Below are 12674 nucleotides of genomic sequence, written 5' to 3' on the forward strand. Positions count from 1 at the left end.
GGCACAATTGAGAGAACTGGAGGACAAACCATGGCCAAAGTACAAGTGATGGAACACCCTTTGATCCAGCACAAAATGAGTTATATTCGAGATGAAAAGACATCGACCAAGGAATTCAGGGAACTCGTTGATGAGGTAGGCATGCTCATGGCATATGAGGTGACCCGGGACCTGTCCCTTGAAGATGTAGAGGTGGACACACCAGTGACACGGACGACAGCAAAGAGGCTGAGCGGCAAGAAACTGGGTATCGTTCCGATACTCAGGGCAGGACTCGGTATGCAGGAAGGCATACTCAAGCTCATCCCTTCCGCCAGAGTCGGGCATATCGGCCTGTATCGTGACCCGGAGACACTGCAGGCGATCGAATACTATGCAAAATTCCCGGGAGACATAGAAGAACGTGACATATTCGTCATCGATCCGATGCTGGCGACAGGTGCATCTGCTGTAGAAGCGATTTCCGCCGTCAAGAAGCGCGGGGCAACGAAGATCAGGTTCATCTGTCTGATTGCCGCCCCGGAAGGTGTAGAGGTACTGAAGGAAGCGCATCCGGATGTGGACATCTATATTGCTGCACTGGATGAAAAACTGAATGAAAAGAGCTACATTGTCCCAGGTCTCGGAGATGCTGGCGACAGGCTTTTCGGAACGAAATAGATATAACAAGGAGAAGAAGCAATGAAGAAAATCATGACGATATTTGGAACGCGCCCGGAGGCGATCAAGATGGCGCCGCTTGTTCTGGCACTTAAGAATGATCCGGAACTTGAACCCATCGTAGTGGTCACTGCACAGCACCGCGAGATGCTCGATCAGGTGCTTGATATTTTTGGTATCACTCCTGATTACGACCTCGACATCATGCAGCAGGGCCAGACACTTTCCGAAGTGACGGGCAGGGTGATCGCTGGTCTCGAGTCCATCATCAAAGAGGCAGGACCAGATATGATCCTTGTCCATGGCGACACGACGACAACATTTGCAGGCAGCCTGGCCGCGTTCTATAACGAAGTGGACATCGGCCATGTAGAGGCGGGTCTCCGGACCAACAACAAGTACTCGCCGTTCCCTGAGGAAATGAATCGTCAGATGACAGGCGTACTTGCCGACCTTCATTTTGCACCGACAGAAAACTCCAAGGAGAATCTGCTCAGGGAAAACAAGAAGGAAGATGGCATCTCCATCACCGGCAATACAGCGATTGATGCGTTGAAGACGACGGTGAACCCGGACTACGAAAGTGAAATCATCGAAAAGCACAAGGATAACAAGGTGATTCTCCTGACCGCCCACAGAAGGGAAAACATCGGCATGCCGATGGAGAACATCTTCAGCGCCGTACGCGAAATCGTCGAAGAGTTCGAAGACGTCACAGTCGTCTATCCGATCCATAAGAATCCAAAAGTCAGGGAAATAGCCTCCAAATACCTGGCAGACCATGAGCGCATCGAAATCATTGAGCCGCTCGATGTATTCGACTTCCATAATTTCGCGGCGAAAAGCCATATCATCCTCACCGATTCCGGTGGTGTGCAGGAGGAGGCGCCTTCCCTTCAGAAGCCAGTGCTCGTCCTTCGTGATACGACGGAACGGCCGGAAGGTGTGGAAGCAGGCACACTCAAGCTCGCCGGCATCCAGAAGGAGCACATCTATGAGCTGACGAAGGAACTGCTGACAGATGAGGATCTCTATAGAAAGATGGCCGAGGCGAACAATCCGTATGGAGATGGAAAAGCTTCCCTAAGGATATGTGAAAACATCAAATACTACTATGGAATCCGGAAGGATAAGCCTGAAAGCTTTAATGTATAGAATTATGTCCATAATATGTCGGGGATGGTAGCGGAATAAATAAATCCATCCCTAATATTGACATAAAAAATACAAACAGATATCATTACAAGAGTAATGTAACGGTTTACAGCCAAAGCCGCAGAATACACTAGGAGACAGTGTTTAAAGTGCCATTTTTCAGACGATTTTCCCATCATTTCCTGAAGTTTCTACTTCCCCTTCTGTTCATCAGCCTACTCATTCATCTATTTACCGGATCATCCTTTGCAGCGGGTTTTGCTCTTGGTACCTCTGCGTCCATCCTGTTGCTTTTGAACTGGTATTATAATCTTGAGAAGGCGTATGATCCTGGAGAGGAGAAAATCAGGACCGGCACGATCGCAAGGCTTGTGATTGTGATAGTTACATGTTTGTTCTGGGTGAGATTCCCGGAGATTTTCAGCATTTTCGGTATAGCACTTGGGCTTCTGCTCAGCTATATCATGATTCTGTTTCGTGCGATTAAAGAATTGACGAAGTGAAAGAGGTGAGAAAATGGAGCACGGAAATCCGATATGGACAATAGATGTTTTTGGTCTTCCCATTACATTCAACCTGTCTACGGCATTGATGATCGTCATATCATCGCTGATTGTATTCCTGATAGCTTTCTTCATGACAAGAAATCTTGCAGTGAAGCCGACAGGGAAAAGTCAAGTACTCATGGAAGTACTGATGAACTTCGTTAAAGGCATCATTTCAGGCAATATGGCCTGGAAACAAGGAGGAAGATTCCACTTCCTGGCCCTGACATTGATTCTTTACATATTTGTCTCGAATATGCTTGGGCTGCCTTTTGCTTTTGTAGCACCGAATGATGACCATGACCTCTGGTGGAAGTCACCGACGGCCGACCCTTCAGTCACACTGACGCTGGCCAGCCTGATGATTGTGCTGACCCACTATTATGGCATCAAGATGCGCGGCACAAAAGCCTATCTTAAATCGTACGTACAGCCGGTGTGGTTCATGGCACCGTTCAAATTCATCGAAGAATTCACATACAACCTTACGCTCGGCTTGCGTCTTTACGGAAACATCTACGCTGGTGAAATTCTGCTGGCACTGCTGATAATGGTAATGGCTTCCGGAGCAATCGGATTTATCGGAGGGTTCATCCCGATGATGATCTGGCAGGGATTCTCAATATACATTGGGGCAATCCAGGCGTTCATATTCGTTATGTTATCAATGGTTTATCTTTCCCATAAGGTGAGCGATGACCATTAATATATAATTCAAATCAAACTTTCAAAAATATTTAGGAGGAACTATATCTTATGATGAATCTACTCGCAGTAGGTATCGCTGCTGGTCTTGCAGCACTCGGCGCAAGTATCGGTATCGGTCTTATCGTATCCAAAACAGTTGAAGGGGTTTCCCGTCAACCAGAAGCTCGTGGTCCACTCATGACAATCATGTTCATCGGTATCGGTGTTGTTGAGGCCGTTCCGATCATCGCGATTGTTATTTCATTCATGCTTATGTTCATGTTCTAAGAATCGTTACATCTGGCGAAGTCTTCTATCAAGATTTCGCCCTCTTATTATGTCGACTATGAAATCAGAATGAAACTCTCGCGAAAGGAGTGTACATAGGTGGAATTTCTTATTTTAGGAGCTACGGACACAGTTCCGGCGGCAATTGGTAACAGTCTGATACAACTGCTCACTTTCCTCGTACTTCTCGGAGCACTTTCATATTTCGTATGGAAGCCGCTCAAGAAAGTCATGGATGAGCGTGAACAGCTGATCCACTCGGAAATAGATGATGCAGAGCAGCGCAGGATGGAAGCTGTAAAGCTTAAGGAAGAAAATGAAGCAGTGCTCAGGGAAACGCAGGCTGAAATATCCGAGATGATGGATAATGCAAAACAGCAGGCGAAGAAAGAGCAAGAAGCGATCATCCATGACGCAAATACGCGTGCCAATCAGATGATGGAAGCTGCCAAGGCAGATATCGAAAGAGAAAAAGAAAAAGCAATCCGTGATATCAATGATCAGGTGGGCGACATCTCCGTCCTGATTGCAGAGAAGATGATTTCCAAAGAGATCAACCAGCAGGATCAGAAAGATCTGGTTGCAAGGTATCTACAGGAAGCAGGGGGTAAATAATGGCTAACTCAGCTCAAAAATATTCCCAAGCTTTGTTCAGTACCGTGAAGGACGCCGGTCATCTCGATGAGGTCAAGGCGGACTTTGACGAAGTGGTCAAAGCAGTGCGGAATACTCCTGAGTTCCTGACTTTCATGAATAACCCGAAAGTTCCAAGGGACAGTCGTCGGGAGGCGGTGGCAAAGACTTTTGACAGTGTTTCCGAACCGCTCCGCAACATGCTCCTCATTCTCTCTGACCGCAATAGGTTTTCTGAGATTGAAGCAATCCATGATCATTTCATACAGAACTACAATGCACACTATAAACAGGAAAATGTAGTAATAGAATCAGTTTACCCACTCTCTGAAGAAGAAATTGAAGGTATCGGAAAAGTCTTCATCAAAAAGACGGGTCTTTCAAAACTGCTTATAGAGAATAAGGTCAACGAGGAACTGATCGGAGGCATCCGCGTATTCATCGGCACGAAAGTCTATGACGGCTCATTGAATACACAGTTGTCTGATTTGAAGAATCGGTTCAGAGAAAGTACTAATAGCTAATTAAGGAGTGACATTTGATGGCAATTAAAGCTGACGAAATAAGCGCTCTCTTGAAAAGCCAGATCGAGAACTATGAAGCTGATATGAAAGTATCTGATGTGGGAACAGTCATCCAGGTTGGTGACGGTATCGCACTTGCTCATGGTTTGAATGATGCTATGGCTGGAGAACTGCTCGAATTTCCTAGCGGCGTTCTGGGGCTTGCCCAGAACCTCGAAGAAAACAATATTGGTATCGTAATCCTCGGTCCATATGATGATATTAAAGAAGGCGATGAAGTCAAACGTACAGGCCGTATCATGGAAGTGCCTGTAGGTGAAGAGCTCATCGGACGCGTGGTCAATCCATTGGGTCAGCCGATTGACGGCAAGGGACCGATGGGTGCGACAAAGACAAGGCCGATCGAAAGCCCGGCAACTGGTGTAATGGCCCGTAAATCCGTGGATGAACCACTCCAGACAGGAATCAAGGCGATCGACGCACTTGTTCCAATCGGCCGTGGTCAGCGTGAGCTCATCATCGGTGACCGTCAGACTGGTAAGACGACAGTAGCGATCGATACGATCCTCAACCAGAAGGATCAGGATATGATCTGTGTATATGTAGCCATTGGACAGAAGGAATCGACAGTCCGTTCCACAGTTGAAACACTGCGTCAGAATGGCGCCCTCGATTATACAATCGTAGTTTCCGCTAGTGCTTCAATGCCTGCACCACTGCTCTACATCGCGCCATATGCAGGCGTATCCATGGCAGAAGAGTTCATGTTCAATGGAAAGCATGTACTCATCGTATACGATGACCTGACAAAACAGGCAGCTGCCTACCGTGAACTGTCACTTCTCCTCAGACGTCCGCCAGGCCGTGAAGCCTACCCTGGTGATGTATTCTACCTGCACAGCCGTCTGCTCGAACGTGCAGCTAAGCTGAACGATGAACTCGGTGGCGGATCGATCACTGCGCTTCCATTCATAGAAACCCAAGCAGGGGATATCAGTGCCTTTGTACCTACCAACGTAATCTCCATCACGGATGGACAGATCTTCCTGCAATCCGACCTGTTCTTCTCAGGTGTAAGACCTGCGATCAACGCCGGGCTTTCAGTATCCCGTGTCGGTGGTTCCGCACAGATCAAGGCGATGAAGAAGGTTGCCGGTACACTGAGGCTTGACCTTGCAGCGTACCGTGAGCTGGAAGCATTCGCACAGTTTGGTTCCGACCTTGATGAAGCGACAGCTGCCAAACTTGAGCGTGGTAAACGTACTGTTGAAGTACTCAAGCAGGGCGAAAACAAGCCGCTTGCAGTAGAGCGTCAAGTAGTGATCCTCTACGCATTGGTAAATGGTCATCTGGATGACATCCCAGTCGAAGACATCACTCGATTCGAAGATGAATTCCTCAGCTGGCTCGACTCCAATGACCCAGAACTGCTCAAAGGTATTCGGGAAACAAAACAGCTTCCGGACGATGAAGCTTATGTAAATGCAGTAAACAGCTTCAAGAAACTATTCAATCCTTCAGACCAAGGATGATGAATATAGAATAAGGTGGTGAATTCATGGCTTCATTAAGAGAAATTAAAGGTCGTATCGGATCAACCAAAAAGATGAGCCAGATCACTAGCGCCATGCACATGGTTTCGAACTCCAAGCTTAAGAGAGCTGAGGAGAATGCCAGGAAGTTCCAACCATATATGGATAAAATCCAGGAGGCTGTCCAAGCCATTGCTTCCGGCGATAATACCAGTTCCCACCCTATGCTCAGGGAGCGTCCAGTCAAACGTACCGGATATGTGATCATTACATCGGACAGTGGTCTAGCCGGCCCATATAATGCCAACATCATAAAAGAGATCACCGGCAAGATCAGTGAACGCCACAATGATAATCCGGATTCCTATGATCTTTTCGTTATCGGAAGAATGGGATACGAATTCCTGGAAAACCGTGGGTACAATATTACGAACCATCGTATTGGGCTGGATGATCAGCCAAGCTTCAGCAGCGTAAAGGAAATCGCCCAGCAGTCGGTGGCACAGTTCTCGAACGAAGATATCGATGAACTGTATATCGTATACAACGAGTTCATTTCCGTGCTTGAGCAGAAGGTATCTACAAGAAAGCTGCTGCCGTTATCCGAAGACGATGCGGCGAATCAGACACAGGCATCGAACCTGTCCACATACGAGTTCGAACCGGACAAGGAATCCATCCTTGAAACCATCCTCCCGCAATATGCGGAAAGCCTGGTCTACGGTGCGCTTCTGGATGCGAAAGCAAGTGAGCACGCGGCCCGTATGACAGCGATGAAGGCTGCGACGGACAATGCGAAAGAATTGGTGGACGATCTATCATTACAATACAACCGTGCAAGACAGGCTGCGATTACACAGGAAATAACAGAAATCGTCGGCGGTGCATCTGCACTTGAATAAAGAAAGACTAGGAGGAAATCGAATGGCTTTAGGTCAAGTGGTTCAAGTCATGGGACCTGTAGTTGATGTGCGCTTCGAAGAAGGCAAACTGCCGGAACTGAACAATGCGCTCTACATCAACTTGGAAGATGAAAATGAAAAAGAAGCCCTCGCTCTTGAAGTCGCACTCCATCTTGGAGACAATGTCGTGAGAACGATTGCGATGAGTTCTACAGACGGATTGCAGCGTGGTACTGAAGTTACAAACACAGGTAGCCCGATTACTGTACCTGTCGGCCAGGTGACACTCGGCAGGGTGTTCAATGTACTTGGTGAACATATCGATCTTGGAGAAGCGATTCCTGAATCAGAAAGAAGAGATCCGATTCACCGTGAGGCTCCAAAGTTCGAAGATCTGACAACGAATGTTGAAATCCTTGAGACAGGGATCAAAGTAGTAGATCTGCTGGCCCCTTATACAAAAGGTGGTAAGATCGGCCTGTTCGGCGGTGCCGGAGTAGGAAAGACGGTTCTTATCCAGGAACTGATCAACAACGTTGCGCAGGAACACGGCGGTATTTCCGTGTTTGCAGGTGTAGGGGAACGTACACGTGAAGGAAACGACCTCTATCATGAAATGAGTGATTCCGGAGTTATCGCCAAAACTGCGATGGTATTCGGCCAGATGAACGAGCCGCCAGGTGCACGTATGCGTGTCGCCCTATCCGGCCTTACAATGGCAGAATACTTCCGTGATGAAGAAGGACAGGACGTACTGCTCTTCATCGACAACATCTTCCGTTTCACACAAGCCGGCTCCGAAGTGTCCGCATTGCTTGGACGCATGCCGTCAGCCGTTGGTTACCAGCCGACGCTTGCTACAGAGATGGGTCAGCTCCAGGAGCGTATCACTTCCACAAGTGTCGGTTCAGTCACTTCCATCCAGGCAGTATTCGTACCTGCCGATGACTATACTGACCCGGCACCGGCACAGACATTCGCACACTTGGATGCAACAACCAACCTCGAGCGTAAACTTTCCGAGATGGGTATCTATCCAGCGGTGGACCCACTTGCTTCCACATCCCGTGCTCTGACACCGGCAGTTGTCGGCGAGGAACACTATGAGGTTGCACGTGGCGTCCAGGCGACGATCCAGAAGTATCGTGAACTTCAGGACATCATTGCAATACTGGGTATGGATGAGCTGTCGGAAGAAGATAAGAGAACAGTTTCACGTGCGCGCCGCATACAGTTCTTCCTTTCCCAGAACTTCCACGTCGCAGAACAGTTCACTGGCCAGAAGGGATCCTACGTACCAGTCGAACAGACTGTCAGCGACTTCAGGGAGATCCTTGACGGCAAATACGATCATATCCCGGAAGATGCATTCCGTCTCGTCGGCGGCATTTCCGATGTGCTTGATAAAGCACGTGAGATGGGCGTAGAAGTCTAAAATCGGGAGGGTTAGCAAATGAGTACAATTGCACTGGATGTAGTTACACCAAACGGTTCCGTGTTCAATGAAGAGGACTGTGAAATTATTATACTCCAGACCAAACAGGGTGAGATCGGCGTCATGGCCGGCCACGTCCCGACGGTTGCTGCATTGAAGATTGGCAGTCTGCGAGCAAAGATAGATGGCCAGTTTGAATACTTTGCAGTGACAGATGGCTTTGTCGAAATACGTCCTGAAAAGGTTTCAGTATTGGTACAGGCTGGTGAATTCGCAGAAGAAATAGATACAGAACGTGCCAAGCAGGCTAAAGAGCGCGCCGAATCACTGCTCCAGCAGGAACGCGATGAAAAAGTCGACCGGTATCGTGCTGAATTGGCATTGCGCCGTGCAATCAACCGATTGGATGTATCAAAACATAGTTAATAAATCCACCCGGGCCTCGGCCCGGGTTTTTTAGTAGGTGAATGAGATGTTGTTTTCCCAATTGGCCTTCATGCATATCATTCTTCATATGTTGTGTGTGGTTTTTTCTTTCTGGGTGCTAGGGGCATTGAATATCGACAGCTGGTTCAAAAAAGGTGAAACAGGACGGATCAGACTGTTCATCATACTTGCCGCAGTGCTTCTGGGGAGTGCGCTCAGCAATTTCATAATGGATTTCTTCAGACTGGTGCAGGAGGCCTCCCTTCTATTTTGATTTTGCTTTGCAAACATGTTTATACATCTTTAAAATAGTGAATAGTGTATCGTAAGTAAAAGTATGGAGTGAGTGAAATGGATTCTATAATTGTTAAAGGTGGAAATAAACTCTCGGGTTCTGTGGAAATAGAAGGTTCAAAAAATGCCGTACTGCCAATCTTGACTGCATCATTGCTTGCAAGTGAAGGGGTATCAAAGCTACATAATGTACCCAACCTTTCCGATGTGGGCACATTGAGTGCATTGCTTGAGCATCTCGGTGCCTCTGTGGAATTCGGCGACAAGACCGTTGCCATCGATGCGAGTGGTGAACTGAGCTGTGATGCGCCGTTCAACCTGGTAAGCAAGATGCGTGCCAGCATGCTTGTCATGGGGCCGCTGCTCGGCCGGTACGGATATTGTAATGTCGCCATGCCGGGAGGATGTGCGATAGGCTCCAGACCAGTGGAGCAGCACATCAAAGGTCTGGAGAAGATGGGGGCTACGTTCCGTACGGTGGACGGCAGTTTCGAAGGAAAGGTCGAAGATCGTCTGAAAGGCGCGAAAATTTATCTCGACTTTCCGAGCGTAGGTGCAACACAAAATCTGATGATGGCTGCGAGCCTAGCCGAGGGCGTGACGGAATTAGAGAATGCGGCCAGAGAACCTGAAGTTGAAGACCTGGCCAATTATATCAATGCCATGGGGGGCCGTGTATCGGGTGCCGGTACAGGCCATATTACGATTGAAGGTGTAGATATCCTGAAAGGGGTCGACCATACCGTCATCCCAGACAGGATTGAAGCCGGCACTTTCATGATTGCCGGTGCAATCACAAGGAGTGAAATCGTCCTTGATAATGTCATTGCGGACCATCTCACAGCACTTATCTCCAAACTTGAAGAAATGGGCATAAGTATTGTAGAAGAAGGGAATAGTGTGCGCGTCATCCCGGGTGAACAATTGAAGCCGATCAAGGCGAAAACCCTGCCGCATCCCGGATTCCCTACTGATATGCAGAGTCAACTGATGGCGCTGCTTGCCACAGTCAACGGAACAAGTGTGATTACTGAAACAATTTTTGAGAACAGGTTCATGCATGTGAACGAGTTCAGGAATATGGGCGCCGACATCACTGTCGAAGAGAATCACGCATTCATCAAAGGCGTCAGGAAACTATCTGGTGGACGGGTGAAAGCGACGGACCTGAGAGCCGCTGCTGCCCTGATTCTTGCAGGTTTGGCTGCAGAAGGGTATACTGTAGTTACTGAATTAAAGCACCTCGATCGTGGATATGTCGAATTTCATAAGAAGCTTGAACAGCTTGGCGCTGACATAGAACGGACAGGTGAAAGTTCCACACAGGAAAGTGTGACATTTTCGAAATAAAGAGGTAGTCTTATGGCCGAGCAATCAAAAAAGCTAGTCCACCGCAGGTTCCCGCTGATCATCAGAATTCTGCTCTTCATCTATATTGCAATCATCGTCTTCTTTGGCGGATTGATGATAGGGTATGGCATTCTGGACAATCCTATGGAAGTATTCCGTATTGAAACATGGGAACACATCATAAATATGACCAAGGAATGATTATATGCTGACGTACGACCAGATCAAGGCGATAATTCCACATCGTCCCCCGTTTCTCCTGATCGACAGGGTGACTGAAATAGAGCCTGGAGTCAAATGTTCGGGTATCAAACAGGTATCCGGAAACGAACCATTCTTCCAGGGGCATTTCCCTAAATATGCTGTAATGCCGGGCGTACTCATTGTTGAGGCGCTGGCCCAGACTGGTGCTGTCGCCCTGCTGCAGGAAGAGCGTTTCAAAGGGAAGCTCGCATTTTTTGCCGGCATCGACAAATGCAAGTTCAAAAGACAGGTGACACCCGGGGATACTTTGGAACTCTCAGTGGAAATTACAAAGTTGAGGGGACCGATCGGCAAGGGTGATGCTGTCGCCACTGTCGATGGCGAAGTTGCCTGCAAATGTGAAATCACTTTTGCGATTCAAGATAATAAAACATCCGATGACTAGTCTAGTCATCGGATGTTTTTATTTCAGCTTTTGATTCCATCATCGCTTTGAATTCATTAAGCAGTTTCTCCTGCTCGTAGCCCTCATCAAGCAGATGGGACAGAAGATCTTCGGCATAGTGTGGTCCCTGAACGATGATTTTGCCATTGAAGATCAGGGATAATGCATTTTCAATTTCATTCATTTCATTAAAGACGCCTTTGAATCTGGCAGGTTCATTGGAATGGCGTGTGATGGTCACAAGCATCTCCATCTCAGTACCGACAAGGTCCTCCAGTATATCCTTGAAGTCGGTGGATGTTGAAATCTCAACCAGCCAAGGGTCTTCCTGCTTTTCTTTATTTATGATGATACCGTCAATCAGGTCCAGGATTATGAAATTATTTTCATGTTCAAGTTTCAATTCCACAACTTTAAAAGACTTCATATGAATTCCCCTTTCGAAAAATGATGCATATCTTCAAAAAATGCATAATGTACAGATCTTATCCCCATTATAACGTGAATCAGCACCAGATATATTTCAATTGTAAAGAAAATGAACATAAAATCAAATTTCCGTGTTTTGCAGAAAATTCCTCCAGGATATATCTTTGAGTCAGGAGGGGGGTGGATACATGATGAACAAAGTGCTGCTTGTGGGAGAACTTGTGAGGAACGTCACTTTGCAGAAGACAGCGAATGGAAGTGTCAATTCATTCATTATAGCAACAGTCAGAGTGCCGAAAGATGAAAGAAAACCGAAGGAAGTTCATTTCATCTACTGCAAGGCTTTCGGTAAAGCAATACCCAAAGTACTTTCAGAATCAAAAGAAGGGGATATACTCTGCGTCAGTGGTCAGGTGGCGACAACCGTCTATACTACATCCGAAGGGGAGAAGGAGTACAGGATGGAGATATGGGCAGAGAACGTGAAGTGCCTGCCGGACAAGATGAAGGATCAGAAGGATATGGCCAACCCTTCAAAAATGATCAATGATGCTGTGAGGCATTACGATCAATGGGACTACATCGGCGAAAGAGCTGTCCATACATTGGAAAAAGGGGAGGATGACGTGCGCCCGGTCGGGCCGAAAGATACTCACCTGGAACCATTGGAGAAAATACTGGCTGAACATGATGACAAGCCGGTAACGGAATCAAAGAGTACACATACCAGAACCAACAGAGACAACCATGACCGAAAAACAAAAGCCCTTGCCTGAAACATATGCACACCACTCAATCTATATTCTACACTCACACTACTCACCAAGCTCTGCGCAAGGCTGAACGCTGCGGTCAAGCCTGATGCAGAGCTTTATTGTACTTCAAATAAAATAAATGAATTCTTTTATTACATATTACATATGATTTATTACGGATATCAGATAATATCGACTATTCAAATCACAGGACTGAATCTCCAGCCCAGTTGACAAGCCTGTCGTAGAGCCTTCTTTAATAGTATGCAGGGGTGATTTATCAGTAGCTTAATGGCTGAGTTATAATTCTACACTATTGTTGCAATAATGTATTTAGTGGAGAAATGTTTCTGTAATACGACTGTAAAAGAACCCGTTTTATTTTATATTCCTGTAACCTACGAAATGTT

At 47.1% G+C, this 12674-nt stretch carries 16 protein-coding genes; 15 read left to right on the forward strand and 1 reads right to left on the reverse strand.

Annotation, left to right across the window (positions count from 1 at the left end):
• Positions 1-30: 30 nt before the first annotated feature.
• From upp to fabZ, 14 genes are all read left to right on the forward strand, one after another.
• Positions 31-660, forward strand: a complete 630-nt coding sequence (gene upp, locus LLU09_RS09015) for a uracil phosphoribosyltransferase (RefSeq protein WP_040105952.1) — start codon at positions 31-33, stop codon at positions 658-660.
• Positions 661-681: 21 nt separating this feature from the next.
• Entirely contained in the window at positions 682-1815 is a 1134-nt protein-coding gene (gene wecB / locus LLU09_RS09020; RefSeq protein WP_228311448.1) for a non-hydrolyzing UDP-N-acetylglucosamine 2-epimerase, read from the forward strand.
• 516 nt (positions 1816-2331) lie between these two features.
• On the forward strand, positions 2332-3066 hold the full coding sequence (gene atpB, locus LLU09_RS09025; RefSeq protein ID WP_040105949.1) for a F0F1 ATP synthase subunit A: 735 nt from the start codon (positions 2332-2334) through the stop codon (positions 3064-3066).
• A gap of 53 nt (positions 3067-3119) precedes the next feature.
• Positions 3120-3335: a F0F1 ATP synthase subunit C gene (gene atpE / locus LLU09_RS09030; protein ID WP_031545243.1), complete on the forward strand. Its 216-nt coding sequence runs from the start codon at positions 3120-3122 to the stop codon at positions 3333-3335.
• 99 nt (positions 3336-3434) lie between these two features.
• A complete protein-coding gene (locus LLU09_RS09035; protein ID WP_040105948.1) occupies positions 3435-3950 on the forward strand; it encodes a F0F1 ATP synthase subunit B in 516 nt (171 codons plus the stop codon).
• Complete coding sequence (locus LLU09_RS09040; protein ID WP_228311449.1) at positions 3950-4492, forward strand: F0F1 ATP synthase subunit delta; 543 nt, start codon at positions 3950-3952, stop codon at positions 4490-4492. Before LLU09_RS09035 ends, LLU09_RS09040 begins: the two co-directional genes overlap by 1 nt.
• A gap of 17 nt (positions 4493-4509) precedes the next feature.
• A complete protein-coding gene (gene atpA / locus LLU09_RS09045; protein WP_228311450.1) occupies positions 4510-6024 on the forward strand; it encodes a F0F1 ATP synthase subunit alpha in 1515 nt (504 codons plus the stop codon).
• Positions 6025-6050: 26 nt separating this feature from the next.
• On the forward strand, positions 6051-6926 hold the full coding sequence (gene atpG, locus LLU09_RS09050) for an ATP synthase F1 subunit gamma (protein WP_228311451.1): 876 nt from the start codon (positions 6051-6053) through the stop codon (positions 6924-6926).
• A 22-nt stretch (positions 6927-6948) separates the two neighbouring features.
• Positions 6949-8361 (forward strand): F0F1 ATP synthase subunit beta, encoded by a 1413-nt coding sequence (gene atpD, locus LLU09_RS09055; RefSeq protein WP_228311452.1) that lies wholly within the window; start codon positions 6949-6951, stop codon positions 8359-8361.
• Between the two features lie 18 nt (positions 8362-8379).
• Complete coding sequence (locus LLU09_RS09060) at positions 8380-8787, forward strand: F0F1 ATP synthase subunit epsilon (RefSeq protein ID WP_228311453.1); 408 nt, start codon at positions 8380-8382, stop codon at positions 8785-8787.
• 70 nt (positions 8788-8857) lie between these two features.
• The gene (locus LLU09_RS09065; RefSeq protein WP_255620852.1) at positions 8858-9061 is read left to right on the forward strand and encodes a DUF1146 family protein; all 204 of its coding nucleotides are present in this window, start codon (positions 8858-8860) and stop codon (positions 9059-9061) included.
• A gap of 77 nt (positions 9062-9138) precedes the next feature.
• Positions 9139-10431, forward strand: a complete 1293-nt coding sequence (murA, locus tag LLU09_RS09070) for a UDP-N-acetylglucosamine 1-carboxyvinyltransferase (protein WP_228311455.1) — start codon at positions 9139-9141, stop codon at positions 10429-10431.
• A gap of 12 nt (positions 10432-10443) precedes the next feature.
• Entirely contained in the window at positions 10444-10632 is a 189-nt protein-coding gene (locus LLU09_RS09075) for a DNA-directed RNA polymerase subunit beta (RefSeq protein WP_228311456.1), read from the forward strand.
• 4 nt (positions 10633-10636) lie between these two features.
• Positions 10637-11080 (forward strand): 3-hydroxyacyl-ACP dehydratase FabZ, encoded by a 444-nt coding sequence (fabZ, locus tag LLU09_RS09080; RefSeq protein ID WP_228311457.1) that lies wholly within the window; start codon positions 10637-10639, stop codon positions 11078-11080.
• Between the two features lies 1 nt (position 11081).
• Here fabZ and LLU09_RS09085 read toward each other — a convergent pair whose 3' ends face one another.
• Positions 11082-11507 carry a YwpF-like family protein gene (locus LLU09_RS09085; protein WP_228311458.1) on the reverse strand — a complete coding sequence of 142 codons (426 nt, stop codon included), beginning with the start codon at positions 11505-11507 and terminating at the stop codon, positions 11082-11084.
• A 190-nt stretch (positions 11508-11697) separates the two neighbouring features.
• Between LLU09_RS09085 and LLU09_RS09090 the strand changes: the two genes are divergently transcribed.
• Positions 11698-12285, forward strand: coding sequence for a single-stranded DNA-binding protein (locus tag LLU09_RS09090; RefSeq protein WP_094906400.1), 588 nt, complete (start codon positions 11698-11700; stop codon positions 12283-12285).
• The last annotated feature ends 389 nt before the right edge of the window (positions 12286-12674 follow it).

The organism is Salinicoccus sp. RF5 (assembly GCF_020786625.1).
GTDB lineage: Bacteria > Bacillota > Bacilli > Staphylococcales > Salinicoccaceae > Salinicoccus.

Coding starts and splice junctions, on each gene's coding strand:
- fabZ (WP_228311457.1), top strand. CDS start 10,637: ATGCTGACGTACGACCAGATCAAGGCGATAATTCCACATCGTCCCCCG.
- LLU09_RS09090 (WP_094906400.1), top strand. CDS start 11,698: ATGATGAACAAAGTGCTGCTTGTGGGAGAACTTGTGAGGAACGTCACT.
- murA (WP_228311455.1), top strand. CDS start 9,139: ATGGATTCTATAATTGTTAAAGGTGGAAATAAACTCTCGGGTTCTGTG.
- LLU09_RS09065 (WP_255620852.1), top strand. CDS start 8,858: ATGCATATCATTCTTCATATGTTGTGTGTGGTTTTTTCTTTCTGGGTG.
- atpG (WP_228311451.1), top strand. CDS start 6,051: ATGGCTTCATTAAGAGAAATTAAAGGTCGTATCGGATCAACCAAAAAG.
- atpB (WP_040105949.1), top strand. CDS start 2,332: ATGGAGCACGGAAATCCGATATGGACAATAGATGTTTTTGGTCTTCCC.
- LLU09_RS09040 (WP_228311449.1), top strand. CDS start 3,950: ATGGCTAACTCAGCTCAAAAATATTCCCAAGCTTTGTTCAGTACCGTG.
- upp (WP_040105952.1), top strand. CDS start 31: ATGGCCAAAGTACAAGTGATGGAACACCCTTTGATCCAGCACAAAATG.
- atpD (WP_228311452.1), top strand. CDS start 6,949: ATGGCTTTAGGTCAAGTGGTTCAAGTCATGGGACCTGTAGTTGATGTG.
- wecB (WP_228311448.1), top strand. CDS start 682: ATGAAGAAAATCATGACGATATTTGGAACGCGCCCGGAGGCGATCAAG.
- LLU09_RS09060 (WP_228311453.1), top strand. CDS start 8,380: ATGAGTACAATTGCACTGGATGTAGTTACACCAAACGGTTCCGTGTTC.
- atpE (WP_031545243.1), top strand. CDS start 3,120: ATGAATCTACTCGCAGTAGGTATCGCTGCTGGTCTTGCAGCACTCGGC.
- LLU09_RS09085 (WP_228311458.1), bottom strand. CDS start 11,507: ATGAAGTCTTTTAAAGTTGTGGAATTGAAACTTGAACATGAAAATAAT.
- LLU09_RS09075 (WP_228311456.1), top strand. CDS start 10,444: ATGGCCGAGCAATCAAAAAAGCTAGTCCACCGCAGGTTCCCGCTGATC.
- atpA (WP_228311450.1), top strand. CDS start 4,510: ATGGCAATTAAAGCTGACGAAATAAGCGCTCTCTTGAAAAGCCAGATC.